Annotated in this window: 33 protein-coding genes; all 33 read left to right on the top strand. The window is 59.3% G+C overall.

Going from position 1 to position 25021, the window contains the following annotated elements:
• The first annotated feature begins 115 nt into the window (after window positions 1-115).
• The 33 genes from ACYZTM_RS01675 (at window position 116) to ACYZTM_RS01515 (ending at window position 25010) form a co-directional block, all read left to right on the top strand.
• Complete coding sequence (locus tag ACYZTM_RS01675; RefSeq protein ID WP_461989282.1) at window positions 116-433, top strand: phage holin, lambda family; 318 nt, start codon at window positions 116-118, stop codon at window positions 431-433.
• On the top strand, window positions 430-807 hold the full coding sequence (locus ACYZTM_RS01670; protein WP_461986610.1) for a hypothetical protein: 378 nt from the start codon (window positions 430-432) through the stop codon (window positions 805-807). The genes ACYZTM_RS01675 and ACYZTM_RS01670 overlap by 4 nt, the downstream gene beginning before the upstream one ends.
• Window positions 776-970, top strand: coding sequence for a hypothetical protein (locus tag ACYZTM_RS01665; RefSeq protein ID WP_461989297.1), 195 nt, complete (start codon window positions 776-778; stop codon window positions 968-970). The genes ACYZTM_RS01670 and ACYZTM_RS01665 overlap by 32 nt, the downstream gene beginning before the upstream one ends.
• 58 nt (window positions 971-1028) lie before the next feature.
• Window positions 1029-1217 (top strand): hypothetical protein, encoded by a 189-nt coding sequence (locus ACYZTM_RS01660; RefSeq protein ID WP_461986608.1) that lies wholly within the window; start codon window positions 1029-1031, stop codon window positions 1215-1217.
• 165 nt (window positions 1218-1382) lie between these two features.
• Entirely contained in the window at window positions 1383-1856 is a 474-nt protein-coding gene (locus tag ACYZTM_RS01655; RefSeq protein WP_461986606.1) for an Ntn hydrolase family protein, read from the top strand.
• On the top strand, window positions 1822-2445 hold the full coding sequence (locus tag ACYZTM_RS01650) for a putative metallopeptidase (protein WP_461986604.1): 624 nt from the start codon (window positions 1822-1824) through the stop codon (window positions 2443-2445). Before ACYZTM_RS01655 ends, ACYZTM_RS01650 begins: the two co-directional genes overlap by 35 nt.
• Window positions 2446-2476: 31 nt before the next feature.
• On the top strand, window positions 2477-2938 hold the full coding sequence (locus ACYZTM_RS01645; protein ID WP_461986602.1) for a DUF2280 domain-containing protein: 462 nt from the start codon (window positions 2477-2479) through the stop codon (window positions 2936-2938).
• On the top strand, window positions 2925-4226 hold the full coding sequence (locus ACYZTM_RS01640) for a terminase large subunit domain-containing protein (RefSeq protein ID WP_461986600.1): 1302 nt from the start codon (window positions 2925-2927) through the stop codon (window positions 4224-4226). Before ACYZTM_RS01645 ends, ACYZTM_RS01640 begins: the two co-directional genes overlap by 14 nt.
• Window positions 4223-5683 carry a DUF4055 domain-containing protein gene (locus ACYZTM_RS01635; RefSeq protein WP_461986598.1) on the top strand — a complete coding sequence of 487 codons (1461 nt, stop codon included), beginning with the start codon at window positions 4223-4225 and terminating at the stop codon, window positions 5681-5683. Before ACYZTM_RS01640 ends, ACYZTM_RS01635 begins: the two co-directional genes overlap by 4 nt.
• Window positions 5658-6749 (top strand): minor capsid protein, encoded by a 1092-nt coding sequence (locus ACYZTM_RS01630; protein WP_461986596.1) that lies wholly within the window; start codon window positions 5658-5660, stop codon window positions 6747-6749. The genes ACYZTM_RS01635 and ACYZTM_RS01630 overlap by 26 nt, the downstream gene beginning before the upstream one ends.
• 20 nt (window positions 6750-6769) lie before the next feature.
• The gene (locus tag ACYZTM_RS01625) at window positions 6770-7087 is read left to right on the top strand and encodes a hypothetical protein (protein ID WP_461986594.1); all 318 of its coding nucleotides are present in this window, start codon (window positions 6770-6772) and stop codon (window positions 7085-7087) included.
• A gap of 86 nt (window positions 7088-7173) precedes the next feature.
• Entirely contained in the window at window positions 7174-7881 is a 708-nt protein-coding gene (locus tag ACYZTM_RS01620; RefSeq protein WP_461986592.1) for a hypothetical protein, read from the top strand.
• 11 nt (window positions 7882-7892) lie between these two features.
• Window positions 7893-8861 (top strand): major capsid protein, encoded by a 969-nt coding sequence (locus ACYZTM_RS01615; protein WP_461986590.1) that lies wholly within the window; start codon window positions 7893-7895, stop codon window positions 8859-8861.
• Window positions 8862-8914: 53 nt separating this feature from the next.
• Window positions 8915-9130 (top strand): hypothetical protein, encoded by a 216-nt coding sequence (locus ACYZTM_RS01610; protein WP_046047652.1) that lies wholly within the window; start codon window positions 8915-8917, stop codon window positions 9128-9130.
• A gap of 3 nt (window positions 9131-9133) precedes the next feature.
• Complete coding sequence (locus ACYZTM_RS01605; protein ID WP_461986588.1) at window positions 9134-9634, top strand: DnaT-like ssDNA-binding protein; 501 nt, start codon at window positions 9134-9136, stop codon at window positions 9632-9634.
• A 356-nt stretch (window positions 9635-9990) separates the two neighbouring features.
• Window positions 9991-10359, top strand: a complete 369-nt coding sequence (locus ACYZTM_RS01600; RefSeq protein ID WP_461986586.1) for a hypothetical protein — start codon at window positions 9991-9993, stop codon at window positions 10357-10359.
• On the top strand, window positions 10356-10952 hold the full coding sequence (locus tag ACYZTM_RS01595; RefSeq protein WP_461986584.1) for a hypothetical protein: 597 nt from the start codon (window positions 10356-10358) through the stop codon (window positions 10950-10952). Before ACYZTM_RS01600 ends, ACYZTM_RS01595 begins: the two co-directional genes overlap by 4 nt.
• A complete protein-coding gene (locus tag ACYZTM_RS01590) occupies window positions 10949-11365 on the top strand; it encodes a phage tail terminator-like protein (protein WP_461986582.1) in 417 nt (138 codons plus the stop codon). Before ACYZTM_RS01595 ends, ACYZTM_RS01590 begins: the two co-directional genes overlap by 4 nt.
• Before the next feature lie 69 nt (window positions 11366-11434).
• Complete coding sequence (locus ACYZTM_RS01585; RefSeq protein ID WP_461986580.1) at window positions 11435-12082, top strand: phage tail protein; 648 nt, start codon at window positions 11435-11437, stop codon at window positions 12080-12082.
• Window positions 12083-12091: 9 nt separating this feature from the next.
• Window positions 12092-12475, top strand: a complete 384-nt coding sequence (locus tag ACYZTM_RS01580; protein WP_461986578.1) for a phage tail assembly chaperone — start codon at window positions 12092-12094, stop codon at window positions 12473-12475.
• Between the two features lie 47 nt (window positions 12476-12522).
• Window positions 12523-12795 (top strand): DUF1799 domain-containing protein, encoded by a 273-nt coding sequence (locus ACYZTM_RS01575; RefSeq protein ID WP_461986576.1) that lies wholly within the window; start codon window positions 12523-12525, stop codon window positions 12793-12795.
• Between the two features lie 27 nt (window positions 12796-12822).
• On the top strand, window positions 12823-15837 hold the full coding sequence (locus tag ACYZTM_RS01570) for a phage tail tape measure protein (RefSeq protein WP_461986574.1): 3015 nt from the start codon (window positions 12823-12825) through the stop codon (window positions 15835-15837).
• On the top strand, window positions 15837-16175 hold the full coding sequence (locus ACYZTM_RS01565; protein ID WP_461986572.1) for a phage tail protein: 339 nt from the start codon (window positions 15837-15839) through the stop codon (window positions 16173-16175). The genes ACYZTM_RS01570 and ACYZTM_RS01565 overlap by 1 nt, the downstream gene beginning before the upstream one ends.
• 9 nt (window positions 16176-16184) lie before the next feature.
• Window positions 16185-16934, top strand: coding sequence for a phage minor tail protein L (locus ACYZTM_RS01560; protein ID WP_461986570.1), 750 nt, complete (start codon window positions 16185-16187; stop codon window positions 16932-16934).
• A gap of 2 nt (window positions 16935-16936) precedes the next feature.
• Window positions 16937-17692, top strand: a complete 756-nt coding sequence (locus ACYZTM_RS01555) for a C40 family peptidase (protein ID WP_461986568.1) — start codon at window positions 16937-16939, stop codon at window positions 17690-17692.
• 32 nt (window positions 17693-17724) lie between these two features.
• Window positions 17725-18069 carry a hypothetical protein gene (locus ACYZTM_RS01550; protein ID WP_461986566.1) on the top strand — a complete coding sequence of 115 codons (345 nt, stop codon included), beginning with the start codon at window positions 17725-17727 and terminating at the stop codon, window positions 18067-18069.
• 82 nt (window positions 18070-18151) lie between these two features.
• Window positions 18152-18712 carry a tail assembly protein gene (locus ACYZTM_RS01545; protein ID WP_461989280.1) on the top strand — a complete coding sequence of 187 codons (561 nt, stop codon included), beginning with the start codon at window positions 18152-18154 and terminating at the stop codon, window positions 18710-18712.
• Window positions 18713-18769: 57 nt separating this feature from the next.
• Entirely contained in the window at window positions 18770-22336 is a 3567-nt protein-coding gene (locus ACYZTM_RS01540) for a TipJ family phage tail tip protein (RefSeq protein WP_461986564.1), read from the top strand.
• Between the two features lie 8 nt (window positions 22337-22344).
• Entirely contained in the window at window positions 22345-22656 is a 312-nt protein-coding gene (locus ACYZTM_RS01535) for a hypothetical protein (protein ID WP_461989278.1), read from the top strand.
• Window positions 22656-23333, top strand: coding sequence for a hypothetical protein (locus ACYZTM_RS01530; RefSeq protein ID WP_461986562.1), 678 nt, complete (start codon window positions 22656-22658; stop codon window positions 23331-23333). Before ACYZTM_RS01535 ends, ACYZTM_RS01530 begins: the two co-directional genes overlap by 1 nt.
• 23 nt (window positions 23334-23356) lie before the next feature.
• Window positions 23357-24313 (top strand): phage tail protein, encoded by a 957-nt coding sequence (locus ACYZTM_RS01525; RefSeq protein WP_461986560.1) that lies wholly within the window; start codon window positions 23357-23359, stop codon window positions 24311-24313.
• Window positions 24313-24648 carry a hypothetical protein gene (locus ACYZTM_RS01520; protein ID WP_461986558.1) on the top strand — a complete coding sequence of 112 codons (336 nt, stop codon included), beginning with the start codon at window positions 24313-24315 and terminating at the stop codon, window positions 24646-24648. The genes ACYZTM_RS01525 and ACYZTM_RS01520 overlap by 1 nt, the downstream gene beginning before the upstream one ends.
• Window positions 24645-25010, top strand: a complete 366-nt coding sequence (locus ACYZTM_RS01515; protein WP_461986556.1) for a phage tail protein — start codon at window positions 24645-24647, stop codon at window positions 25008-25010. Before ACYZTM_RS01520 ends, ACYZTM_RS01515 begins: the two co-directional genes overlap by 4 nt.
• The last annotated feature ends 11 nt before the right edge of the window (window positions 25011-25021 follow it).

Below are 25021 nucleotides of genomic sequence, written 5' to 3'. Positions count from 1 at the left end.
GTGCCGGGCTTTTTCGTTTTCGGCTCCACCACACCCATCGCTCTGAGCTGGGAGTGCTGCTGGAGTCGGACCTATCACGCTCCCCGAAAGGGAGGACAGCCGGATGTCCAAAAACATGCCTGATAAAAACCCCGACTTCTGGGCCCAGGTTTGGCTTGTCCTGAGCAATCCGCTTTGGCAGGGCGCAATCATGGCCTCTACTGTCTCGTTTTTGCGCGTGCTGTATGAGGGCAAAGAAGCCAACAAGTGGCGCGTAGTCCTTGAGGCGCTCATCTGCGGATCATTAAGCCTTTCTGCCAGCAGCGTAATTGAATGGATGGCTTGGCCCTCCAGTCTGTCTGTCGCGGCCGGCGGCACTATCGGATTCATCGGCGTTACAGCGATTCGAGAGCTGATCATCAAGTTCCTCGGACGCAAGGCGGACTCAGCATGAAAGCGTTCGCTGCTGCAGCAATCATCGCGCTCGTTGCCTGCCTATTGCTGGGCATCCAGCACTACCAGGTCATTGCCCTCGAAGGGCAGGTGACGATCGAGGCCAAGGGCAAGCAAGACGCCGTCGACGCCAATAAAGAAAGCCAGGCGACGATCACCACCCTTCGCGCCGAAGCCCAGCGTAACGCCGCCTACACCGCCGACCTCAACAAGCGAATCAAGGCCAGCGAAGACAAAGCCAAAAAGGCGAGGAAAGACTTTGAAGATCTCAAGCGCAACAGCAAGCCTGTTCGTGATTGGGCTGCTCAGCCTCTGCCTGACGGCCTGCGCGGGAAAGCCGGCAGTGGTAACAAAGACCCAGGCAGTAAGAACTGAAGCGCCCGAACTGATCCCCTGCGAGCGGATCGACGCGGCTGAATCTGAGGCTGGCCTTCGCCTGAATGGCGATGTGTGGGAGCTCAAGGACCAAGCCATCAAGCTGCTGGACACGTGTGCCGACCAGGTGGACGCCCAGATCAAGCGCAGTCAGAGCAAGTAACCGAATCCGCGACACGTTTCGCGAATCAGCAAATTGTGTCGCGACATTGGAGAGGGGCATGACCAGCGTCACCCGCCTGCATCACGCATTATCGCTGAGCCCCGCCATCAATCAGGCGATTACTGAGCTTGATAGCGCCATCGCCAAAGCGGTAGACGCTGCCAAGGCAGCCGGCCTTCCTCAAGGGTTGGTCGTGTCTCTCTTGCACGGGCACGCCCAGGTGCAGACCAACATCATGGTGAGTTGAAGCGGGAAACAGCAGCAGGGTGATGAAGATGATTGCTCGAATGGAGTTCCGCATAGGTATTGCCTGAAAAGTGGATTCCTATTCAGCATCTAGCATCATGGTTTTCAGTTCAGCTCAAGTCGGTGTAGTTCCCCTCACCACCCCGAATTTAAAGGGCTCCAGCGCATGACAACCATTGCCTACAAAGACGGCGTAATCGCCTACGACTCCCGAGTAACTCGCGGCTCTCTTATCGATCACGATGATTTCGAGAAGCTTATCCATAGACAGGGGCATCGCTTCCTCTTTACTGGATCTGGCCCCGATTTCTCGGCCCTGATCGATGAATTCCTCGGCGTGAAGCTTGGCGATAAGCCGCTGGATGCGAATGGCCTAGTTGTCACCAATGGCAGGCTCTGCCAGATAGGTCACGACGCCGAGAGCGGATTCTGGATGGATGATGTCTGGGCTGAGCGTCCATTCGCTATAGGTAGTGGGCGTGACTTCGCACTCGCTGCCATGGATATGGGCGCAACTGCAAAGGAGGCTGTCGAGATGGCGGCCAAGCGCGATATCTACACTGGCGGAACGATCCGCACGGTGATCATTGACGAGGGAATGGCTGATGCAAAGACCACTCCCTCCGCCGTCACTGCTTGAGCTGTCTGAGCTTTCCAGTTTCGGTATCCGGCTCACTCCAGCTCCAGACGTGTGGGAGTGGCTACAAGCTGAGATCCTTGCCGACACCGGCAGCATTCACAACGAAGACCATGCCCATCTGATCGACGCTGACATCCGTGTGATGTGGGCATCGGCCGCATTCAGCAAGAAGGGTCGCACGGTCGTAGGTCAGGCCGAGCAAGTGGCGTTCCGTGCGGGTGGTTGGCAGAAGGCCCGGATGGAGCAGCAGATGATGGATTGGTTCGGCGATGTGCCGGCTTACATCATCACGCTGGCAGCTGATTACTGCACACAGTGCTCCGATGCAGACTTCTGCGCGCTGGTAGAGCATGAGCTGTACCACATCGCCCAGGCCAAAGATCCGTACGGCGCTCCCAAGTTCACACAGGAAGGATTGCCCAAGCTTGAGATGCGCGGCCATGACGTCGAAGAGTTCGTCGGTGTGGTACGTCGCTACGGTGCGAGCCCTGATGTGCAAGAGCTGGTGGATGCTGCAAACAAACCTGCTGAGGTAGGGAAATTGAACATATCGAGGGCCTGCGGAACCTGTCTGCTCAAGTCGGCCTGATTCTGGACAGGCATTGGACGGATGAGAATTTATGGCTGCCCTTCAAAATGACGTGAAGGCCTTTATCGTTCAGGCCCTGGCGTGCTTTGACACGCCCTCACAGGTTGTTGAGGCTGTCCAGAAAGAATACGGGGTATCGATCACCCGCCAGCAGGTTGAAACACACGATCCCACGAAGACCTCAGGGAAGTGCCTGGCAAAGCGCTGGGTGACGATGTTCGAAGACACTCGGAAGCGTTTCCGCGAAGAGACGGCTGAGATCCCGATCGCCAATCGTGCCTTCCGTCTCCGCGCTATGAACCGCTTCGTGGAGAAGGCCGAGACGATGAAGAACATCGGCCTCGCCATGCAGATTCTGGAGCAGGCCGCGAAAGAAACCGGCGACATGTACGTCAACCGTAATCGGAAGGATGAACCTGACGATGAGCCGGCGATCCCGACCCGCATCCAGGTCGATGTAGTGGATGCGAGGAAGCCGAATGCCGAGCCTTAACGTTCCGCAGGCTCACTTCCTCACGCTGCCTCACAAATTCCGCGCATTCGTTGCAGGGTTCGGCTCAGGTAAGACCTGGGTTGGATGTTCGGCACTGTGCAAGCACTTCATGGAGTGGCCCGGCGTCAACGCTGGCTACTTCGCTCCGACTTACCCGCAGATCCGGGACATCTTCTATCCGACAGTGGAAGAAGTGGCCTTTGACTGGGGGCTGAAGACCAAGATCAACCAGGCGAACCATGAGGTTCACATCTACAGCGGCCGGCAGTATCGCGGCACTGTGATTTGCCGGTCGATGGAGAAGCCGCAGACGATTGTCGGTTTCAAGATTGGCCATGCTCTGGTGGATGAGCTGGACGTGCTGACGTCGATCAAGGCGCAACAGGCTTGGCGCAAGATTATTGCCCGGATGCGTTACAACTTGCCGGGGCTGAAGAACGGCGTGGACGTAACCACGACGCCGGAAGGCTTCAAGTTCGTCTTCCTCCAGTTCGTGAAGCAACTGCGCGACAAGCCGAAGCTGAATGAGATGTACGGTCTGGTACAGGCCAGCACGTTCGACAACGAACTGAACCTGCCAAGTGACTACATTGAATCGCTGATGGAGTCGTATCCGCCGCAGCTGATCCTCGCTTACCTGAACGGCCAGTTCGTCAACCTGACGTCCGGCTCGATCTACCACACGTACGACCGCAAGCTGAATCAGTGTTTCGACACTGTGCAGGCGGGCGAGCCCCTATTCATCGGCATGGACTTCAACGTCGGCAAGATGGCGGCGATAACGCACGTCAAACGGGAGCAGGGTCTTCCTCGGGCAGTCGATGAGTTGATGGATGGCTACGACACGCCGGACATGATCCGTCGCATCAAGGCACGCTACTGGGAGCACACCGGCAACGACTACAAGAAGACCTGCGAGATCCGGATCTATCCGGACGCCTCTGGTGATTCGCGCAAGTCGGTCAACGCCAGCGTCACCGATATCGCCATGCTCAAGCAGGCGGGCTTCACAGTCATCGCGCCGGCGGCCAACCCGCCAGTCAAGGATCGGATCAACGCCATGAACGCCATGTTCTGCAACGCGCAGGGCGAACGGCGTTACCTGGTCAACCCGTTCACATGTCCGACCTATGCCGACGGCCTTGAGCAACAAATCTGGGCACCCAACGGCGAGCCGGACAAGAGCCAAGGCAACGACCACGCCAACGACGGCGGCGGTTACTTCATCCATCGCGAGTACCCGATCATTAAACCGGTCACCTCAATGAAAATGGGAGTCGCCCGATGACGGACGTCACTTTTACCCGCCCCGAGTACACAGCGGCGCGATACCGCTGGCGCTTGGTGCGCGACGTCTGCAAAGGCTCGGAAACCATCAAGACTGCCGGTGATTATTATCTGCCGCGGCCGAACGCATCGGACACTAGCCAGGACAACAAGGATCGCTACGACGCGTACAAGAAGCGCGCCGTGTTCTACAACGCAACGGGCCGGACGAAACACAGTCTGGTGGGGGCAGTGTTCCGCACCTGGCCGACGCTGACCATCCCCGGCGCACTCGACTACGTGTCGAAGGACATCGACGGCCAAGGCGTGAGCATCTACCAGCAGTCGCAGTCGGTCATCGGGCATCTGCTCGAAGTAGGTCGTCACGGATTGCTGGTGGATTACGCGGCTGTCGTTGCCGGCTCGGTGAGCAAGGCAGATGAACAAGCAGGTCGGGCCCGGGCGAACATCGCCAGCTACCCGGCCGAGGCGATCATCAACTGGAAGACTCGCCAAGTCGGCGGCCAGCATCTGCTGAGCCTGGTCGTGCTGCGCGAGACGGTCGATGTCGACACCGATGACGGGTTTGGCAGCGAACAGGTTGTTCAGTTTCGAGTGCTGCGCTTGGATGCCGCCGGAGTCTATACGCAGGAAGTGTGGGAAGAGGGCTCCAGCCAGACGGCAATGATCATCGCGCCCTTCACTCCGCTGAATGGTCTCGGTCAGCCTTGGCGGGTGATCCCGTTTCAGTTTCTGGGTAGTGAGAACAACGACACCAGCATCGACGATTCGCCGCTGTACGACATGGCCGAAGTGAACATCGGCCATTACCGCAACAGTGCTGACTACGAAGAGGCGGCCTACCTGGTAGGTCAGCCTCAGCCGTGGATGGCGGGACTCGATGAGCAGTGGCGCGATCACATGGAGAAGGGCGGCATCTTCCTCGGCTCCCGTGCGCCTTGGCTGCTTCCGGTCAACGGTTCTTGTGGCGTGTGGCAGGCTCAGCCGAACACCGTTGCCAAAGAGGCAATGGACGGCAAGAAAGAGGACATGGTGTCGCTCGGCGCGCGGCTGATTGAGCGAGGCAGTGCGGTGAAGACCGCGACCCAGGCCGACAACGACAGCGCCGCGGAACACAGCGTCCTTTCTCTGGTTGTGAGCAACGTCAGCGAGGCTTACAGCCAGTGCTTGGTCTGGATGGCTGAGTTCGTGAACGCTCCCGGCGAAACGCTCTACAAACTCAATCAGGACTTCAGCCAGGTCAGCCTGGACGCGACGATCCTTTCCGCACTGTTCAACGCAGTGCAGGGCGGCAAGCTGCCGGCGGGCGACTTCTGGCAGTACCTGCGCGATCGCGGGGTTATCGATCCCGAGAAGACCGACGACCAGATCCGCGACGAGCTGGAAACGGAGAGCCCATCGCTCGACCTGGATGACGACGAGGTAATCCCGAATGGCGGCAAACCAAGCGATCCTTGATGCCACTATTCGGCACGCCGTTTTCCTCGAGCAACTGAAGTCGGGAGAGGTCGCCAAGTTCGGGCCTTTCCTCAAGGAGATCGACCGCTCGATCCGTGAGCGGCTGACCCGGACTGATCTGACGGATTACACCGTCGCTCGGTTGGAGCGGTTGCTGAGTGAGGTCGATAGCCTGCTGCTGGGCATCTTCAACCGCTACAGCGACAAGCTGAACCTCGACCTAATCGACATTGCGAACTACGAGGCCGAGTTCGAAGCGACGAGCCTCACACGGGCGGCACCGCCGGGGGTCTCGTTTGATGCGGCGGTGCCTGGCGCTACCGCGATCAGGGCGGCAATCCTCACCAACCCGCTCAGTGTGCGCGGTGCGGATGGCGGCAAGCTGCTCAAGTCGTTCATTGATGGTTTCACCAGCACTGAGCGGCAACGCCTCACTGGCGCGATCAGGCAGGGCTTCTTCGAAGGCCAGACGAACTTCCAGATCATCAAGAACATCCGGGGCACCAAGGCGCTTCAGTACAACGACGGCATCCTGGCCACGACCAACCGGAACGCCGGCGCCGTGGTGCGAACCGCAGTGCAGCACGTTGCCACCCAGGCGCGCATGGAGACGCTGAAAGTGAACTCCGATGTCGTGCAGGCGGTGGAGTGGGTCAGCACCCTAGACACGAAGACCACCAGTCAGTGCCGAACTCTCGATAAGCGCCGGTTCAAACTGACGGAGGGGCCGAGGCCGCCAATCCACATCAACTGTCGCTCTACGGTGGTGGCAGTGACTCGCTTCAGCGCTCTGTTCGCCAAGGACGCCACTCGGGCATCCATCGGTGACGGCGGCGCCCAGCAGGTGAGGGCAGACCTCAGCTATTACGACTGGCTCAAGCAGCAGCCAGCGGCATTCCAGGACAAGGCCATCGGCCCGGTCCGCGCCAAGCTGTTCCGCGAAGGCGGCCTGAGCATCGAACGATTCTCCGAGCTACAGCTTGATCGCAACTTTTCACCTCTGACCCTTGTGCAGATGAAAGCGCTTGAACCCCTTGCATTTGAAAAGGCAGGATTGTCCTCCTGATTATCACGGAGGGATTTTGCATGCTGGGCCAGATGAGCGCGAGCGAGACCATTGCCATATCTGCGCGCTACAAAGAGGCCGCTGTTGCGGTGAATGAAAAACAGGATCCAGCGCCATTCATGGATCGGTTACTGCGGATTCTTGTGAACGCGAAGGAAGGAGGGCGGCTTCAAGATCCTCAACGTCTGTATCAAATCCTTGATTTGATTCTTCACGCCGATAAAGCTGCGCCCCACATAGCCAGTACTTCCGAGCCAATCTCCTTGGCGCTTGAACTTAGTGCGATGGATCCACGTCGACAACGAGGCAAACTTCTTGAGTTTGCTATGGGCCTCTAAATTAAAGCCAAACAGAAACCTCGGTTAATCCGGGGTTTTTTTATGTCCGCAGACAGGGTCTGCACCAAGTCTCTGGGAGACAACAAATGCTGAAATTCCAACTGGACAGCCTGGATGGTGTCGACGAAGCCGTGCGCGCTCTTTACACCGAGAAGGACGGCAAGTTCGTGCTCGGCATTGAAGGTCTGCCTCAACCTGAAGACGTTTCGGGCTTGAAATCCAAGGTTCAGGAACTGCTGGACGAGAAGAAGGCCGCCGACAAGGCTCGCAAGGACGCCGAAGACCAGGCCCGCTTGGAGCGCGAAGAGAATGCCCGGAAGTCCGGCAACGTCGAAGAGCTCGAGCGCTCCTGGTCCGAGAAGTACAACCGCCGTGAAGCTGAGCTGAACGGCACGCTGGAGCAGGAGCGTGGAACGCTGAGCGCGCAGATCCGGGATCTGACCGTCGGCCGTACCGCTACTGACATCGCGTCTGCCTTGGCAATCCCAGGCAGCGCCAAAGCCCTGTTGCCGCACATCGAACGCCGTCTGAGCGTCGAGCAGCGCGACGGGAAGCCTGTTGTGGTCGTACTCGACCAGCAGGGCAAGCTCTCGGCGGCAACGCTGGATGAGCTGAAAGCAGAATTCGCAAACGACACGGCGTTCGCGCCGTTGATCGCGGGTAGTAAGGCATCTGGCGGCGGGGCCGGGGGTGCTGGAGGTGGCGGCGGGGCCGCAAAAGGCAATATCGGCGGCACCAAGGAAGAACGACAGGCAGCGATCGCTAGCCGGTTCTCTGATCTCCCTCTCAAGTAAGGAAATAATACATGTCCCTGTCTCAAATGCAGGTTTTCAACGATTACATCATGCCGGCGACTCTCGAGACGCTGGACCAAATGCTGGAGGCGTTCAACGCAGCCAGCAACGGCGCGATTGTGCTGTCGCCAAACGGCTTCACCGGTGACTTCCTGCAAGAGTCGTTCTTCCAGAACCTCGGTGCAGCTCAGCGTCGCGTGAATCGCTACGGTGCCAACGCCGCGGTGACTCCGGTCGACCTGACCGAACTGCAAGACACCACCGTGAAAGTGGCGGGTGGCTTCGGTCCGATTCGCTACGAGCCGTCCCAAATGACCTGGCTGCAGCGTCCAACCGCTCAAGGCGTTGAAGTCGCTAGCCGCGCGTTCGCTGAAGTGCTGCTGAAAGATCAGCTCAACACCGCGATCGCTGCGCTGGTGGCGGCCATCACTGCGCAGGCAGGTGCGGTGAACGATGTGTCGGCCACTCTTGGAATCTCCCAGGCCGGCCTGAACAGCGCGCATGCGAAGTTCGGCGATGCCAGCCAGAACCTGGTGGCGCAAGTCATGCAGGGCACCACCTGGCACAAGCTGGTCGGTCAGGGCCTCGCGAACCCGAACAACCTGTTCCAGGCCGGCAACGTTCGTGTTGTCGACATCCTCGGCAAGACCTCGATCGTCACTGATGCGCCGGCTCTTGCTCAAGCCGGTACGCCGAACAAGGAGATCATCCTGGGTCTGGCGGCTGGTGCCGCGCTGGTGCACGACAACCGAGACATCATCTCGAACGTGCAGACCAACAACGGTAACGAGCGCATCACCACGACCATCCAGGTGGATTACACCTTCGGCCTGGGCATCAAGGGCTACACCTGGGATGTCGCGAACGGCGGTAAGTCTCCATCCAGCGCCGCGCTTGCCACCGGCACCAACTGGGACAAAACCGCAGCCAGCATCAAGGACACCGCCGGTGTTGCTCTGATCGGCGACGCCTCCAAGTAACCACCTGATGACTGCTCCGGGGCATAATGCCCTGGCGCAGCGGAGTGACAGTGATGACTGATAACATCTGGTATCTGCCGGGCCCGTTTCACCGCTACGAAGATGACGTGAAGGCAATCGCCAAAAAGGAAGGCCTGATCATCATCGATGCCAATGTCACGGAAGACCGTGGCGGCGAAGTTGAGAAGCCGCCGAAGGCTACGCTGAAGGCTGAGTACCGCGCTGCACCTGCGAAGGCAGGCGCTGACCTGAACAAACCCAAGGACTGACCCATGCTCATCATCGAGGACGGTACCGGCAAGCCAGACGCCGAAAGCTACGCGAGCGCCGCGGACCTGGTCATGTACGCCGGCAAGTTTGGCGTGACCATTCCTGCGGGCGAGCCAGCACAAGAGGCACTGCTTCGCCGGTCCGCCTTGGCGATGGATGGCATGACCTGGAAGGGTCGCAAGATGGACAGTGATCAGGCTTTGGCCTGGCCGCGTCGAGGGGTTGAGCTGGATCAGCAGATCAAGCCCGACAACTACCTGCCAGCGCGGATTCAGTACGGCCAGATGGCGTTGGCAGCTGAAATCCACACCGACGACATTGACCCGATCGACCAGCGCAAGGGTGCAATCACCCTGGACCGTGTTGAGGGCGCAGTAACTCGCGAGTACGCGACGATCTCGAACACTTGTGGCCGACTGTTACCGGCGGCGCCTGATCGGCCAAGTGCCACTCAGTTTGCTGACTATTTGCAGAAGCGCGGATTGTTTGCTGTTCGTGCCTGACCTAGGCTCACCTTTTCTCACGGGTACTCACGAATGCGCGGGCTAGGGCCAATTGGTGATTTAGTTTTACTCGTACTCGCCGGTTTGAGCATGCTTGGCTGGATGTATCTCTGGTACTTGTGTGTGTTCGGAGCGGAGAAGTTTCTATCGCGGATATTTGGCGACTACGCTCTCGCGATATCCGCAATCGGTTTTCCCTTCGTTGCGTGCTTTGCTCTTGCACTGGCTCTGAAAATATTCGGTCGTCATAACTTCGGATGGGCGATGCTCTTATTCGGCATTGCGTTGCCATTAATGGGCATCCTGTATCTTCGAAATGAGTCGGGCGGTAAGCGACACTAATCATTGGAGCCCTCATGGCCTTCTACGACGAAATGGCCTTGATGGCTCTGGAGATGATCACAGAGTTCGGCCAGCCCGTGACCATTCGGGCGTTCACTGTCGGTGAATACGATCCCGACACAGGAACCGCACCGCCTGACACCGTTATCGAGCAGACCGCCCAAGGCATCCTGCTCGACTTCACTGGCCAAGAATTCCAGAACAACAGCCTCATCAAGCAGGGCGACAAGAAGCTGAAGATCGCCGCGCAGGGGCTTGAGTGGGCGCCCAGTCTCCTGAACAAGGTGTTCGTTCAGAATCGCACCTGGTCAATCGTTCCACCGCTGAAAGAGATCAACCCGGCCGGCACACCGATTTTGTATGAGCTGCAGGTGCGGTCATGAGTCGCGCCGGCGCCGGCCAGTCTGGAAGCTTCGCGCTGAGCCTCGCCGAGTTCGCGGCTCAAGCCACGGAAGCCATTGATGCAAGCTTGCGCGAGATCATCATCGAGGTCGGTAGCAGCGTTATCCGGATGTCACCGGTGGGAAACCCTGAGATCTGGGCGCAGAACACTGTGGCCCATCAGTACAACAAGGCCGTGGACGATCACAACAGCGATTTGCGCAGCGATCCGGCCAACCTGACTAAGGCGGGACGGCTCAAACCTGGGCGCAAGCTGAACGACGGCATGGATATCGCTGCCCCTGAAGGCTATGTAGGCGGGCGGTTCCGAGCGAATTGGCACCTCTCGATCGATGTGGTGGAGAACGTGACCTTTGATGAGGTTGATCCAGGCGGGCAAGCAACAATCGCTGCATTGGTTTCGGCTGTCAGCGACTTCACCGCCGGACAGACTGCCTACCTGATCAACAACCTGCCGTATGCCATCCCGCTCGAGTTCGGACATTCGACCCAGGCGCCGGGTGGCATGGTCCGCATCACCGTGGCCCGCTTCCAGCAGATCGTGCAGGAGGCCATCAGGAACAACCAGATATGAGCCACAACATCATCGCCTCGATCTATGAGGCCAAGCTGATCAACTGGGCGAAAGCCTTGCCGGTGCCATTGAAGGTCGTCGTCGAGAACGAGGCCTATACACCTGTGAACGGCGCGACCTACCTGAAAGCATTCACTCTGCCAGCGGACACCGCCAGCAACACGCTTGGCGGTGACCATAAGCTGTACACCGGCGTTTTTCAGGTCAGCATAGTGACGCCTTCGGGCAAGTACCGCGGTGCGGCCGGCGCGCTGGCCGATCAAATCGCCGCACTGTTCCCGCTGTACGAGCGGAACACCAAGGGTGCGCTGACCGTCGTGACCATGACACCGGTTGACCCGGGCCCCGGCATTCCAGACGACACGACCTTCACTGTGCCGGTCTCATTCCTGTACCGCTCTGACACCAACTAATTCGCCCGTTGGGCAAACCCAGAACCCGCCATTGAGCGGGTTTTGTCATTTCTGCAAAGAGGAAAACCCATGAGCGTCAAGATTCCCAACGGCACTACGTTCGAGATCGCGGCCATCCTGAGCACTGCCAAAGCGTTCACTGCTATCAGTAACGCCAAACCGGCGGTGCTGACCGCTGCCGCCCATGGCCTGGCCGATGGCGACGTGATCGTAATTGATTCCGCCTGGGCGAAACTGAACGGTCGACCGGCTCGCGTCGTCGACTCCGAAATCGGCACCTTCGCGGCTGAAGGAGTGGATACCACCAGCGTGAAGAACTACCCGGCCGGTTCTGGTGCGGGCACTGTCCGTGCCGCTTCTGGCTGGACGCAGATCGCGCAGATCACTGAGCCCGCTGCCAACGGCGGCGAACAGCAGTTCCTCACGTACGGCTTCCTCGAAGACGATGATGACCGTCAACTGCCCACCACCAAGTCGGCCAGCAGCATGACGCTGCCGGTTGCTGATGATCCGGCTCAAGCCTATGTGGCTCTGGTCGAGGCTGCCGACGAAGACAAAGAGCCGCGCCTAGTCCGCGCAAACCTTCCGGGCGGCGCAACCATTTATTACTACGCGTACGTGTCGATCACCGCGACTCCGACGCTGAGTCGCAACAACATCATGACGCGGACCATCACTCTGTCGTTCGCCTCCCGCCCAACTCGCTACAACGCCTAAGGGGTTCCCATGGCAAAGTTTTCGATTGCGCCAAAGCCGACGTTCACCGTCGATGTGGCCATCCCGCAGGTTGGCGACAGGCCGGCAATGGTGCCGTTCACGTTCAAGTACCGCGACCGCACCGCACTGGCTGAGCTGTTCGATGCCTGGAAGGCAAAAGCGGAAGAGCTCGGGGAGCGCTTCAAAGGGACTGAGCCAACACTCACGGAAATCACTGCGGCTGAGGTCGAGCAAGGTGTCGACCAGATCAGGGATCTGGTTGTTTCGTGGGGCTTTGGCGAAAAGCTCAACGATGAGTCGATCACTGCTCTGGTGAAGAGCTGTATCGGCGTGTCAGATGCCGTGGTGAAGGCCTACAGCGAAGCCTTCGGCAAGGCCCGCCTGGGAAACTAACCGCCGCTGCCCGTGCGCTCTATGAGTCCGACGGTTCCGCCGAACAGATGGCATTGTTCGGGTTTTCGCCCGAGGACTACGACAAAACAGTCGAAGTCTGGCCGGACAACTGGAAGTCGTTCCTCGTCATGGATTCGATGTGGACTCAGTGGCGTACAGGTGTAAGCGGCGCGACCGGCCTCGATTACGGCGTGCTGCCGAACGTGATGAAACTCGTCGGTGTTTCGGCGAAGGATCGCCCCGGCGTGTTTCAGGATATCCGCATGATGGAATCGGAAGCCATCGCGGTCATGTCCGAAGCCCGCGAAAAACGCCCGTGAAGACGGGCACTTATTCAAGGTGAGTCGATGAACATTGCAGAACTCGGCATTAAGGTCGACTCCGCTGATGCTGCCCAGGCTGCGACCGATCTCGACAAGCTGACCAAGTCCGGCGAGCGGGCAGAGCAGTCTGCCGTCGGCCTAATGAAAGAGATGGAGGCGCTGGAGAAGTCGCTGTCGAAAGGCGCGACCACCACGCAGGAACTGGCCAAGCAGCGCGAGAGTCTGGCGAAACTAACCAAGACCGGCGCTTATGGCGAGGCCGAATTCACCAAGATCACCGCGCAGCTCGATAAGCAGCAGGTGGCCCTGGCCAAGTCGACGCTGGATGAGCAGAAGGCTTTGAACAGCCTGCTCGGCGCAATTGACCCTGCTCGCGCGGCCATGGGCAAGCTCGACACCCAAATCGAGCAGTTGGGCAAGCACCTCGACGCCGGCCGGATCAGCCAGGACCAGTACAACGCGGCCCTGGGCAAGATCGACGGCAACTATGCGGCGCTGGAGAAAACCGCCACCGGATTTGACCGACTGAAGCTGGGTACCCGCCAGGCGCAGGAAAACGTCGTACAGCTCGGCAACGCGTTGTCGTCCGGTGATTGGGGCAGTGGCGTGCGCGCCGTCGCTCAGCTGGGTGCAGGGGCTGGCGCTTCTGCTGCCGGCCTGCTTGCTATCCTTGCCCCGATCGCCCTGGCCACTGCGGCCGTCGGCGCCTTGGGATACGCCTATTACAAAGGCAGCGAAGAGCAGGATGCGTACAACAAGTCACTGGTTCTGACCGGGAATTTCGCTGGTGTGAGCTCTGAGCAGTTGGGCGAAATGGCGCGGCAGGTCAGCGCGACCGTGGGGACTACAGGCCAAGCTGCTGCTGTCCTCGCGCTGCTGGCTGGCAATGGCAAGATCGCAGGCGAGAGTTTCACCGGCATTACCCAGGCCGCCGTTTCCATGCAGGAAGCGACCGGCAAGGCTGTCAGCGAAACCGTCGCCGAGTTCTCGAAGCTGGCTGACGACCCGGTAAAGGCATCTGCCGCGCTGAACGAGCAATACCACTACCTGACAGCCTCGGTTTACTCGCAGATTGCCGCATTGGAAGAGCAGGGCGACCACGCGGGCGCCGTGAAGCTGGCGACCGAGCAGTACGCGGACGCGATCAATGAGCGTACGCCGAAGATTCTCGAAAACCTGAGCTTCTGGGAAAAGGGTTACAACGCTGTCGCGCGTGCGGCTGATAACCTGAAAAACATCGGTCGCAACAACATCGGCTCCGATATTGAGCAGGCTCAACGTGATCTGACCCGGGCCGAGTCTGGGGACGTTGGCCTGTTTCAAAACAAGCAGGAAATGATCGACCTCTACCGCAACCGGCTGAATATGCTGGAGGACCAGAAGGCCGCTGAAGCAGACATTGCCAAATACGACGGTGAGCAGGCAAAGGCACAGCAAAGCGCAGTTGTTGCGATGGCAAAGGTCGATGCGCTCACAAAGTCTTCTTGGACGAATGAGCAAAAGCGCGCAGATGCGCTGAAGGAATATCGCCGGCAACTCGACGATATCCGTAAGGCTGACCCCAAGGACAAGCGTCTTGATCAGTCAGTCGTTGACAAGAACCTGGCGAACATCAACGACAAGTTCAAGGACCCGAAGGCCGCCGCAGGCAGCGCTGATCTGACCGGCTTCAACAACGCGAAGAACGCCTTGGCTGAGACCCTGGCCTACTACAAAAACGCTGACAAGGAATTGGAAGCGTCTCAGCGTGCGGGCGTGATCAGCCAAGCCAGCTACACCGAGCAACGCATCAGCCTACTGAAGCAACAGTCGGAAGAGGTTGCGCAGAGTTACCAGTCGGAAATCGATTCGCTCGAAGCGGCCAAGGCCAAAAAGGGCGCGACCGCGGCGCAGGTCATCCAGATAGATCAGAAGATTGCCGATGCCCGCAGCGCCATGGTCAAGGCGCAGCAGGATAGCGATAGCGAACTGTCGATCATCGCCACCAACGAAGAAGGCCGCCTGCGCAAGCAGACTCTGGCGGTCAGCACGTACACCAGCGCACTGCAGCAACAGGTCGAGACACTTCGGCAGCAGGGCCTGCGTGCGGCTTCAGGCCTTGGTCAGGGTGATCGCCAGCGCGGGCTGACGGATCAGCAGAACGGCATTGATGATCGCTTCAACCAGCAGAGCCTTGAACTGGCCAACCAGTACGGTGATGGCTCGCGAGGCATGAGCCTTGACGAGTACACCCAGAAGCTGGCGGCACTGAAAACCACCCAGCAGGATCTGCACGACACCGTGCAATCCAACTACGACGAGATGACCGCTGCTCAGGGTGACTGGAGCGCAGGCGCATCGTCGGCGTGGCAGAACTACCTGGAATCGGCGCGGGATGTTGCCGGGCAGACCAAAAGCCTGTTCACCAACGCCTTCAGCTCGATGGAAGACGCAATCGTCAACTTCGCCATGACTGGGAAGGCCTCGTTCGGTGATTTCGCGAAGTCGATCATTGCCGACATGGCGCGCATTGCTACTCGGCAGGCCAGTTCGGCGCTGCTGGGTAGCTTGGTCGGGGCCGCCACCAGTTATTTCACTGGCAGCGGTACCGCCGCTTCGGCGGGGTCTACCCAGGCGGGCTACAGCGGCGACCTTTCGGGCTTCACGCCGGTCGCTAGCGCCAAGGGCAACGTCTTCGATACGCCCGGTCTGAGCGCCTACTCGAACAGTGTGGTCAGTTCCCCGACCATCTTCCCGTTCGCCAAGGGCGCAGGACTGATGGGCGAGGCCGGACCGGAGGCGATCATGCCGCTGACCCGGACTTCCGGCGGTCAGCTCGGCGTGCGAGCACTGAGCAGTGGTAGCGGTGGATCAAGCATCAGTATCAACGCACCGGTCACCGTAGCGATTCCGGATCGCAGCTCTGAAGGGATGCAGATCGACCAGCAGGCACTGTCGCAAAACCTCAAGACGCAGATGAAGGCAGCGGCAGAGAGAGCTGTTGCCGAGTCCTGGCGCGCTGGCGGTGTCAGTTTCCGCAACGTTAACGGGAGGGCCTGATGGCGATCGAGACGTTCACTTGGCCAACGCAGCACGGCGACTCTCCCGAGATTACCTATCGGGTGCGCACCGCGCAGTTTGGTGACGGCTACAAACAGGAGTCCGGCGACGGGCCGAACAACAAGGTGGACGCTTACCCGGTTACCTACAGCGGGTCACAGGCGCGCGTAACGGAAATAATGGCGTTCCTCGATCGGCACGCCGGGGCCAAGGCTTTCGCCTGGACAACGCCGCTCGGCCAGCTCGGACTGTTCACCTGCAAAAATCCAGTCCCCACTCCGGTGGGCGGCGGTGTATTCAAACTCACCGCCACCTTTAACCGTGCTTTCCAGCCATAAGGAACACCCATGCCGCTGATCAGTGACATCCAGGTCCTAGAGCCTGGCAGCGAAGTGCTGCTCTTTGAATTGGACGGTACGGATTATGGCGCGGACATTCTGCGCTTCCACGGGCACGCCATCCCGCATACGCCGGCCGAGATCATTGCCGCCGGTGGCGATGCGGAGCTGTTGCCGGCCAAGGCCATTTGGTGGCAGGGCAACGAGTACGGGGCCTGGCCGATGCAGATCGACGGCATCGAGGCGAACGGCGACGGCACAGCGGTACGGCCTTCGCTGTCGGTCGGCAACGTCAACGGACGCATCACCGCGCTATGCCTGGCGTTCGACGATCTACTCGAGTTCAAGCTGACCATGCGCCACACCTTGGGCACGTACCTGGATGCGCAGAACTTTCCGAGCGGGAACCCCGCGGCTGACCCAACCCAAGAGACGATTGAGGTCTGGTACATCGACCAGAAAACGAACGAGGACGGGGAGACGGTCAGTTGGGAGCTGGCCAGCCCGGGCGACGTCGGTGGTGAGTCCATCGGTCGTCAGGCCACAACCCTGTGTCACTGGTGCCTCACGGGCGGTTACCGGGGGCCGAGCTGCGGCTGGACTGGCCCATATTTCACCAAGGACGGTGTGCAAACCGATAACCCGGAACTGGACGAGTGCGATGCCACGCTGGGTCGGGGCTGCATCCCGCGCTTCGGTGAGGGCAGTCCGCTGCCGTTTGGTGGCTTCCCTGCTGTTTCCCTGATCGCTCGGAGTTGACCATGCGCAAGCACATCTTGAACGCGATCCAGGCTCATGCAGCCGCCGAGTACCCGAAAGAGTGCTGCGGGCTGCTGCTGGGCATTGGGCGCAAACAGCAGTACTACCCCTGCCGCAATATCTCGACCGAACCGAATGAAGAGTTTCGAATCGATCCGGAGGAGTACGCCGCGGCGGAGGACATCGGCGAAGTGATCGGCATCGTTCATTCGCATCCGGACGCCACCAGCCGACCTTCCCCGCGCGACCTCGCCATGTGCGAGGCGACCGCGATGCCGTGGCATATCCTCAGCTGGCCCGAGGGTGACCTGCGGACGGTGATGCCGACCGGCGCCGTTCCGCTGCTAAAGCGCCCATTCGTGCACGGCGCCTGGGACTGTTGGCAGGTCTGCGCCGATTGGTACAAACGCGAGTGGGGGTTGGAGTTCGAAGCCTTCAAGCGCGCTGATGGCTGGTGGGAAAGCACCGAAAACACCAGTCTGTACGAGGCGAACTACGAGGCGGCCGGCTTCTATAAGGTCGACCAGCCGCAACGCGGCGATATGATCGTCATGGAAGTAGGGCGGACGGTTTACCCGAACCATGCTGGGATTTTCCTCGGGGCTGATCCCGTACTGCCAGGTGAAGATGCCGCAACCTTCGGCCCAGGGCCTTTCCTGCTGCACCACCTGTACGGAAGGCCAAGCGAGATCATTGTCTTCGGCGGGCCCTGGCTCCAGCGCACCCGCTTGGTGCTGCGCCACAAGGATGCTCGGTGATATCGTGCGGTCTTTCCACAGGAGTGACCTGCATGAAATTATTCGTAGGGGCGTTGGCTGTTGCGCTATTGGCTGGGTGTGTTTCACCTGGCGACTTGCAAAAGAACGAGCCAAGCCTAAAGGCATCGACTGCGAAAGACCCGAAGCGTTATGCGCTCTGCGTCTTCCCGAGGTGGCAGGATGCACGCAGTGACGCTTCGATGTCAGAAACCGAGAACGGCTACCGCCTTGTTGTTGCCAGTAACAATATGACCGACGAACTGCTCGACATCCGTAAATCGTCGAAGGGAAGCACGGTCACGCTGTATCAGCGAATGGCCTGGTCGCCCGGATATGGTCGTGGTGATATGAAGCAGGCGATAAACGAATGCCTCTGACCATGATCAAGTGAGCCGCCTTCGGGCGGTTTTTTTATGCCTGGAGAAAACTGTGACAGCACTCGCACACGCTAATCAATCGATGACAACCATTTTGCTGTCTGGCCCGCTGATCAAATTATTCGGGCGCGAGCACTACAGAGATCTGGGCAGCAAGTCAGTCGGCGAAGCATTTAAGGCCTTGAAATGCACGCTCGAAGGTTTCGAGACCGCAATCAAGGACCTAGAACGACGCGGCATGCGTTTTGCTATTTTCCGCAACCGGAAGAACGTGCCCGAAAAGGACTTTGCACTCGGTGGCGCACAGGAGATTCGTATCGTACCTGTGATTTCTGGCAGCAAGCGGGCAGGGATTCTTCAAACCGTCATCGGGGCCATTTTAATCGCCGCGTCTTTCATCCCAGGCTTTCAAGTATTGTTACCAGTTGGTATTGCTATGGTCGCCGGCGGGGTTGTTCAGCTGCTCAGCCCGCAGGCATCAGGCCTGAAGCAAAGCGCATCACCTGAGAACTCCCCGTCCTACGCCTTCGGCTCCGCCAAAAACACCACTGCCAGCGGCAACCCGGTACCGATCTGCATCGGCGAACGCCGGTGGGGCGGCATGATCATTTCCGCATCGATCCTCGCCGAAGACAAAGCGTAAACCGCACGTAGCAAGCAGGCCGCCCATGAGGCGGTTTTTTTTCGCCTGGAGGAAAGCATGGGCGCAGCACAGAAAATCGACATCCACGGCGAGAAGGGCGGCAGCAGCAAGCCGAAGTCGCCGACCGAGGCCAGCGATAGCCTGCGCTCGACCAACCTGGCCAAGCTGCTGATCGCCGTGGGCGAGGGTGAGTTCGACGAAGTCCCAACCGATTACGACATCTATCTGGACAACACCCCGATCCGGGATGCGAGCGGTAACTACAACTTCCCCAATGTGAAGTGGGACTGGCGCTCTGGTTCGGTCGACCAGACCTATATCCCTGGCATTCCATCGGTAGAAAACGAAACCTCGCTGAACGTTGAACTGCGCAGCGATGCACCCTGGGTGCGCTCAATCAGCAACATCCAGCTGTCTGCCGTGCGCGTGCGCCTGGCCTGGCCGGCGATTCAGCAGCAAGACGATGAAGGCAACGTCGGCGGTTACCGTATCGAGTACGCCATCGACGTGGCCACTGACGGCGGAGCCTATCAGCAGGCGCTGGTCGACGCCGTGGACGGCAAGACGACCACGCGTTACGAGCGCTCGCCCCGAATCAACCTGCCGGACGCCACCACTGGCTGGCAGATCCGTGTCCGTCGCCTGACGCCGAACCAGAACAGCAACAAGATCGCTGACACCATGTTGATTGCCGGTTACACCGAGGTGATCGACGCCAAGCTTCGCTACCCGAACACCGCGTTGCTCTACATCGAGTTTGATGCCGAGCAGTTCACCAACATTCCCGCCGTCACCGTGAAGTGCCGTGCGCGCAAGTGGCAGGTGCCGAGCAACTACGACCCAATCGCCCGGACCTACACCGGCACTTGGGACGGCTCCATGAAACAGGCCTGGACCAATAACCCGGCCTGGATCACGTACGGCATCTGCACTGAAGACCGTTTCGGCCTGGGCAAGCGCATCAAGTCGTTCATGGTCGACAAATGGGAGCTCTACCGGATTGCGCAATACGCTGACCAGTTGGTGCCGAATGGCCTCGGCGGGGTAGAGCCGCGCTTCCTCTGCGACATGAACTTGCAGGGCAAGGCCGATGCCTGGTCACTGCTGCGCGATATCGCCGGCATTTACCGGGGCATGACTTACTGGGCGCAGGGCCAGCTGGTGATGCAGGCCGACATGCCGCGCGCGCAGGACTTCGACTATGTGTTCACTCGGGCCAACGTCATCGACGGGAAGTTCTCCTACGGCAGCGCCTCGGCGAAGACCCGCTACACTCGAGCTCTGGTCAGCTACGACAACCCGGTGAACAACTACGACACCGACGTCATCCCATTCGCCGATCTGGATCTGCAACGTCGCCTGGGCGACAAGCCGACCGAGCTCAGTGCCATCGGTTGCACGCGCGCTTCCGAAGCCCAACGTCGGGGCAAGTGGGCGATCCTTAGTAACAATCAGGACCGCACCGTTTCGTTCAAAACAGGCATGGAGGGCGTGATCCCGCTTCCTGGTCACATCATCCCGATAGCGGATTCGCTGCTGGCTGGCCGCGAGGTCGGCGGGCGCATCTCTGCTGTCGCTGGCCGTGTCGTGACGCTGGACCGCGACACCCAAGCCAAGGCTGGTGATCGTCTGATTATCAATCTGCCAGGCGGGCGGGCCGAAGGTCGCACCGTGCAGAGCGTGAATGGCCGCGCTGTGACCGTCACCACCAATTACAGCGAGGCGCCGCAGCCCCAATTGCAGTGGGCACTGGACGCTGACGATCTGGCGATCCCTCTGTACCGCGTGTTGCGCACCAAGCGCACCACGGAAGGTGATTTCGAGATCAGTGCGCTGCAGTACGACCCGAGCAAGTTCGCCTACATCGATACCGGAGCGCGCCTGGAAGAGCGTCCGATCAGTGTGATTCCGATCACCGTGGTTCCGGCACCGGCCAGCGTCACCGTTACGTCAAACTCGGTTGTCTCTCAGGGCATCGCCGTCGCCACCATGACCATCACTTGGCCTGCGGTGAACGGCGCAGTCGGGTACGACGTTGAGTGGCGCAAGGACAGCGGCAATTGGATCAAGCTGCAGCGCACCGGGATGACCAGTGTCGACGTGGTGGGCATCTACGCCGGCGCTTACGTGGCCCGCGTCCGTGCGGTGAGTGCTTTCGATATCTCGTCGATCTGGCGCAACTCGATCCTGACCAACCTGAAGGGCAAGGAGGGCCTGCCGCCGGCGCTCAGCTATCTGACGGCCACGCCGCTGCTGTTCGGCATCTACTTGAAGTGGGGCTTTCCGGCTGGCGCTGAGGACACGCAGCGGACAGAGGTCTGGTACGGCCCGACGACCAGTCTGGAAGCCGCGACCAAGCTGTCAGACTTGTCGTACCCGCAAAGCGATTTCTCGATGCTGGGCCTGGCCGCAGGCGTGACCTTTTACTTTTGGGCGCGCCTGGTGGACCGGATCGGCAACATCGGCCCGTGGTACCCGATTGGTATCGGCGTTATGGGGCAGTCGAGCGCGGACGCATCGGACATCTTGGAACTGATCGCTGGCAAGATCACCGAGACGGAACTTGGCCAGGACCTGCTGGACGAGATCAACAAAATCCCCGGCCTTCAGGAACAGATCGACGCGCTGGACGGACTGACCGCTTACAAACCGGATCAGGTCTACGAGAAAGATCAGATGGTTGTGGAGGACGGTCATATCTTTCATGCAAAGGGCGAAGTGCCAATCAACACCCCGCCGCCGAACACCGTCTACTGGCTGGATGTCGGCGAGTCGCTCGAGACGGCGAACGGGCTGGCGCAGCAGGTAGCGTTCAACACTGCCGATATCACTGAGCTCGACGGCGTGGTAACCGCCCAGGCCACCGCGTTCGAGGCGTTGCGAGCGTCTTCCCGGGACGACAACGGAGAAGGTGACCTGGCGGATGCGCTGAAAGGCTGGACCAGCACCGCTGCTATCGCCTCGGAATCGAAGGTGCGCACCTCCGAAAATGAAGCCATGGCGCAGCGGATAACCACCTTCGACGCGAAGATCGGCGAGAACGCGGCAAACATCACTGAGCTGGAACAGGTGGTGGCCACGAACGAATCCGCGACGGCCACGAAGATCGATCAACTGAATGTTTCGGTGGGACAAAACACCGCCGCGATTCAGCAGACGTCGACGGCCTACGCCGACACCGCCGGCAAGCTCTCGACCATGTGGTCGGTGAAGATGCAGATCACCGCGGGGGGGCAGTACGTCGCGGCCGGCATTGGCCTTGGGATCGAGAACACAGGCGCCGGCCTGCAAAGCCAGTTCCTGGTCAGTGCGGACCGTTTCGCCATCGTCAATACCATTGCAGGCGGTGCCATCTCGGTTCCGTTTGCGGTGCAAGGTGGACAGGTGTTCATGAACTCAGCGTTTATCCAGGACGGCAGTATCACCATGCTGAAGATCGGTCAGTACCTGCAATCCGACAACTACATTGCCGGAACCTTGGGCTGGCGATTGGATAAGGCGGGGAATCTGGAATTCAACGGCCCGGCGCCTGGCGGCGGACGACTAACGATGACGAACCGAGCCATCAAGGTCTATGACGCCAGCGGTGTGAAACGCGTTCAACTGGGGGATCTAGACGCATGAGTTGGGGTATGCGGATATGGGGCGGTGATGGAGTGCTTCAGGTAGATGAGAACTCCCTCACGATGCGCGTGGTGCTATCGACCTTGGTCACCTTTGCAACCAGCGACAAGACGAATCAGGACTTCTCTGTCACGGGTAGCGATGCGTCGAATTCAGTCGCCATCGTGATTCCTACTGGCCCTTACGCCGAAAGTACTGCTCGGCAATTTGAAACCGAAATGCTGTCGGGGGTTGCGCGTGTCTACAACTACACACGCACCTTCGCCGCCAGCCTCTCCACCAACGGGACCATGCGACTGATGGTCATAAGGTTCGCCTGATGAGTTATGGACTGACCTTCATCAACAACAGCAACCAGGTTGTGATCGATTCCGAGTTCGCCCGGCTGAACGTCATTTGCAGTGGCCGTTACGCGCCGACGCAGGAGTCGGGACTGGGGTCCACAACCTCTTTCCCTCGCGTTATCACCAGTCAGGAGCCGCCTTTGGTGTTCTGTCGGCCAGATACTGGCGGTGTGGCGGGGCTCACTGCAATGCAAGTAGTTGGATCGGCAGGAAGCTGGACGGGTTTCTATGTCAGGGCTTACGACGTGAATACCAATCAACCGAACGGCCGTTACTTCGCGGCAACGTTCGGTGCACAACCGGTCGCCGCGTTCGGCCTGAGATTGTGGGACGGCGCTTCGAAGTTGCTGTTTGACTCCGGGACGCCGACGGCTTTGTTCACCAGATCATTTCAGAATTGGTCCTATGTCCGATCCGAGACGACAACTACCGGCAGTACCCGGAGTTTCTACACCGTTCCATTCAACTTCCCTGAAAACGAATACCTGCTGATCAACACCTTTGGCATGAACATGCTGACAGGCGCCGGGTCTGGTCGGCTCGTTAAAACGCTGTGGGACTTCTCGACCGGTACTTTGTACGCCGTCACTGACGGCTTCACGAACCCATTTGCTTTCTTTATGCCGGCCGTCTTCGCAAAGCTCGCCGTCTAATCCACCTCAATTAGGGAGTTGTCATGCCTTGGTATAAAGCCGGGACGGTTTCTGTTACCCAAAATTCCAATGCCGTGATCGGCACGGGTACCGCATTCATTGCCAACAGCCGTGTCGGTGATGCGTTTCGCGGACCTGACGGCGGCTGGTATGAAGTCACAAACATTGCCAGCGACACGGCGTTGTCGATCTCGCCGAACTACCAAGGTGCGACGAATGCAGCCGGGGTCTACGCGCTGGCGCCGATGCAGGGCTACGTCAAGGACTCGGCCGACGCACTTCGCGCGTTGGTTAACACTTACGGGACAAAGCTGGCAGCATTAGGCACCACCGGCAACTACGACGTGCTGCCAGCGAGTAAGGGCGGCACGGGAATCTCTGATCTGTCCGTATTCATCCAAACCCTGCTGAATGATCAGGATGCTGCGGCTGGTCGCGGCACCTTGGTCGCTGCGCGCAGCGGTCCGAACAGCGATATCACTTCCCTTGCCGGATTAACGACAGCGCTCAGCGTAACGCAGGGTGGCACTGGGGTTGCGACGATTGCAGCGCTGCTGGCAGCACTACAAGCAGCAGGCGCTTACGGAAAGTCCAATGTCGTCGGCACAGTTTCACAGAGCGGTGGAGTTCCGACCGGTGCGATCGTAGAGTCAGGAAGCAATACGAACGGAACTTATACAAAATTTGCAGATGGCACCATGATCTGCAAACACGACTTATATGTAACTGGAGCCTGGGCCATTAACGCCGCGATCGGGCCGTTGTTTTATAATTCGACACCGCTGGGTCTAAGCTATCCAATTAACTTTAGTACGCCACCAATCGTTCAAATGACGTTATCGACATCTGGCGGCGCGCAATGGTTATTTGTAGGCTCTGCCGCCACAACAAGCAGCACGCCTTCGTACCACACGATCTCCGCAGTGTCCACTACGGCGGCCGTTCGGCTTTCTTATATCGCAATCGGCAGGTGGTATTAATGATAATCAAACTTTCGCCTCAGCGCCGTGACGACTCATTGCAAGTGATTAAAGCAGGAAGCGTTCTAACGGTGAATGGGCAGGTCTTCGACTTCTCAAGGATGGGCGATGGAGATACCTTGCCTAATTCGGCAATCAACTCCGAATGGTTCGCGGGCGACGTAGACAAAATGGAAGGTGAACTTACGCTCACGCTCTTGCTCCCAAACCCGTGGAACTTCAGTCCGGAACAGGCATTTCCAGCTCCGCTGGAAAACGTCCCGGATGGCCCGGTGGCTTTCCCCGGCCCTCTACCTGATTTTGGATTCGATATGGTATTGGAGGGTGAAGCATGAACATCGACTGGTCCAAGCTCATTACCAAGGCCATGAAGGACGCCGCTGCGCAAGCGGTGCAACTTGCCGCAGCGAAGGCAGAGTTATCCGCCAGGAATCTGAAGGCGGTGACGCAGATTGCCCGTATTCAGGATCGAATCGACACTCTCGGCTACGGTATCGATGCCGGCGAGGCGACGGAAGAAGACGAGGCGGAGCAAGCAGCTTTGCTGATCAATCTCAAAGCGTGGAAAACCTACAAGTTTGCGCTGGGCAAAGTCACCGTACAGCCGACCTGGTACGCCGCGCCGGTTTGGCCAGTTGAGCCGGTGGTGCCGGTAATCGTTGCAGACCCCCAAACTGTGGCTGTCGAACTGATCTGACGCGCCACCGC

Source organism: Pseudomonas sp. MDT2-39-1 (assembly GCF_054898085.1).
Note: the sequence above shows the minus strand (reverse complement) of the source record. Positions and strands in the feature narration are given on the sequence as shown.

Bases quoted from the DNA above. Each gene is read 5' to 3' on its own strand.
- ACYZTM_RS01650 (WP_461986604.1), top strand. From the start codon at position 1,822: ATGCAAAGACCACTCCCTCCGCCGTCACTGCTTGAGCTGTCTGAGCTT.
- ACYZTM_RS01580 (WP_461986578.1), top strand. From the start codon at position 12,092: ATGGCAAAGTTTTCGATTGCGCCAAAGCCGACGTTCACCGTCGATGTG.
- ACYZTM_RS01645 (WP_461986602.1), top strand. From the start codon at position 2,477: ATGGCTGCCCTTCAAAATGACGTGAAGGCCTTTATCGTTCAGGCCCTG.
- ACYZTM_RS01640 (WP_461986600.1), top strand. From the start codon at position 2,925: ATGCCGAGCCTTAACGTTCCGCAGGCTCACTTCCTCACGCTGCCTCAC.
- ACYZTM_RS01590 (WP_461986582.1), top strand. From the start codon at position 10,949: ATGAGCCACAACATCATCGCCTCGATCTATGAGGCCAAGCTGATCAAC.
- ACYZTM_RS01560 (WP_461986570.1), top strand. From the start codon at position 16,185: ATGCCGCTGATCAGTGACATCCAGGTCCTAGAGCCTGGCAGCGAAGTG.
- ACYZTM_RS01540 (WP_461986564.1), top strand. From the start codon at position 18,770: ATGGGCGCAGCACAGAAAATCGACATCCACGGCGAGAAGGGCGGCAGC.
- ACYZTM_RS01595 (WP_461986584.1), top strand. From the start codon at position 10,356: ATGAGTCGCGCCGGCGCCGGCCAGTCTGGAAGCTTCGCGCTGAGCCTC.
- ACYZTM_RS01555 (WP_461986568.1), top strand. From the start codon at position 16,937: ATGCGCAAGCACATCTTGAACGCGATCCAGGCTCATGCAGCCGCCGAG.
- ACYZTM_RS01545 (WP_461989280.1), top strand. From the start codon at position 18,152: ATGACAACCATTTTGCTGTCTGGCCCGCTGATCAAATTATTCGGGCGC.
- ACYZTM_RS01515 (WP_461986556.1), top strand. From the start codon at position 24,645: ATGAACATCGACTGGTCCAAGCTCATTACCAAGGCCATGAAGGACGCC.
- ACYZTM_RS01655 (WP_461986606.1), top strand. From the start codon at position 1,383: ATGACAACCATTGCCTACAAAGACGGCGTAATCGCCTACGACTCCCGA.
- ACYZTM_RS01610 (WP_046047652.1), top strand. From the start codon at position 8,915: ATGACTGATAACATCTGGTATCTGCCGGGCCCGTTTCACCGCTACGAA.
- ACYZTM_RS01565 (WP_461986572.1), top strand. From the start codon at position 15,837: ATGGCGATCGAGACGTTCACTTGGCCAACGCAGCACGGCGACTCTCCC.
- ACYZTM_RS01535 (WP_461989278.1), top strand. From the start codon at position 22,345: ATGCGGATATGGGGCGGTGATGGAGTGCTTCAGGTAGATGAGAACTCC.
- ACYZTM_RS01620 (WP_461986592.1), top strand. From the start codon at position 7,174: ATGCTGAAATTCCAACTGGACAGCCTGGATGGTGTCGACGAAGCCGTG.
- ACYZTM_RS01625 (WP_461986594.1), top strand. From the start codon at position 6,770: ATGCTGGGCCAGATGAGCGCGAGCGAGACCATTGCCATATCTGCGCGC.
- ACYZTM_RS01615 (WP_461986590.1), top strand. From the start codon at position 7,893: ATGTCCCTGTCTCAAATGCAGGTTTTCAACGATTACATCATGCCGGCG.
- ACYZTM_RS01605 (WP_461986588.1), top strand. From the start codon at position 9,134: ATGCTCATCATCGAGGACGGTACCGGCAAGCCAGACGCCGAAAGCTAC.
- ACYZTM_RS01530 (WP_461986562.1), top strand. From the start codon at position 22,656: ATGAGTTATGGACTGACCTTCATCAACAACAGCAACCAGGTTGTGATC.
- ACYZTM_RS01635 (WP_461986598.1), top strand. From the start codon at position 4,223: ATGACGGACGTCACTTTTACCCGCCCCGAGTACACAGCGGCGCGATAC.
- ACYZTM_RS01630 (WP_461986596.1), top strand. From the start codon at position 5,658: ATGGCGGCAAACCAAGCGATCCTTGATGCCACTATTCGGCACGCCGTT.
- ACYZTM_RS01600 (WP_461986586.1), top strand. From the start codon at position 9,991: ATGGCCTTCTACGACGAAATGGCCTTGATGGCTCTGGAGATGATCACA.
- ACYZTM_RS01585 (WP_461986580.1), top strand. From the start codon at position 11,435: ATGAGCGTCAAGATTCCCAACGGCACTACGTTCGAGATCGCGGCCATC.
- ACYZTM_RS01525 (WP_461986560.1), top strand. From the start codon at position 23,357: ATGCCTTGGTATAAAGCCGGGACGGTTTCTGTTACCCAAAATTCCAAT.
- ACYZTM_RS01660 (WP_461986608.1), top strand. From the start codon at position 1,029: ATGACCAGCGTCACCCGCCTGCATCACGCATTATCGCTGAGCCCCGCC.
- ACYZTM_RS01575 (WP_461986576.1), top strand. From the start codon at position 12,523: ATGGCATTGTTCGGGTTTTCGCCCGAGGACTACGACAAAACAGTCGAA.
- ACYZTM_RS01570 (WP_461986574.1), top strand. From the start codon at position 12,823: ATGAACATTGCAGAACTCGGCATTAAGGTCGACTCCGCTGATGCTGCC.
- ACYZTM_RS01550 (WP_461986566.1), top strand. From the start codon at position 17,725: ATGAAATTATTCGTAGGGGCGTTGGCTGTTGCGCTATTGGCTGGGTGT.
- ACYZTM_RS01670 (WP_461986610.1), top strand. From the start codon at position 430: ATGAAAGCGTTCGCTGCTGCAGCAATCATCGCGCTCGTTGCCTGCCTA.
- ACYZTM_RS01675 (WP_461989282.1), top strand. From the start codon at position 116: ATGCCTGATAAAAACCCCGACTTCTGGGCCCAGGTTTGGCTTGTCCTG.
- ACYZTM_RS01520 (WP_461986558.1), top strand. From the start codon at position 24,313: ATGATAATCAAACTTTCGCCTCAGCGCCGTGACGACTCATTGCAAGTG.